Annotated in this window: 1 protein-coding gene; it reads left to right on the top strand. The window is 38.9% G+C overall.

Annotated elements, in window-relative coordinates; translation table 11 throughout:
- The coding region (locus AC3G7N_RS20900; RefSeq protein ID WP_489424081.1) for an IS66 family transposase at positions 1-466 on the top strand (466 nt) is incomplete at its 5' end.
- Positions 467-746 lie beyond the last annotated feature (280 nt).

Below are 746 nucleotides of genomic sequence, written 5' to 3'. Positions count from 1 at the left end.
CGTCAGTCCTGTAGAACGTTATGAGCAAAGATTAGAACGTAGCCAGCCAGTGCTGGAGGCTTTTTCAGCATGGCTTCGTGAACAAACACCACGTGTTCTGCCAAAAAGTGCACTTGGTCAAGCAATCAAATATTGTCGTAACCAATGGGATCGTTTGGGGTCATTTATGAAGGACGGCCGTTTGGAAATAGATAATAACCGTGGAGAACGCTCTATCAAGCCTTTCGTAATCGGCCGCAAAAACTGGCTTTTTAGCAATACCGCAAAAGGAGCTAAGTCTAGTGCGATAATATATAGCGTTGTCGAGACAGCCAAGGAAAATGGATTAAATCCATTTAACTATCTCAGCTATCTGTTCGAGACACTTCCCAATGTTGATACGACAGATAAAAATAACTTGGTTCAGTTGCTGCCATGGTCACCAACAATTCCAATGGAATGTCGCGTTCCAAATAAATCTAAATAAATCATATACAAAATCCCCATCTGATAACAGGTGGGGATTATTTGACGCTTACAAATATGGAATCAATCTCATTCATATAAATCAATCCCCGTATATTATGTTTACTATTTATGTAAGCGTCAAATAGAACCCACATATTAATTTTTAGTCTGTCATGCGATAATCTTCTTATCAATTAAATGGGAGGTTATGCAATGACTTTAAAGGACAAAAGAATAGAATGGAAATTACGTTTTGATGCCTGGAAAGAAAGTGGATTGAGTATAGCTAAGTGGTGCCG

This window comes from Virgibacillus carmonensis (assembly GCF_057836705.1).
Note: the sequence above shows the minus strand (reverse complement) of the source record. Positions and strands in the feature narration are given on the sequence as shown.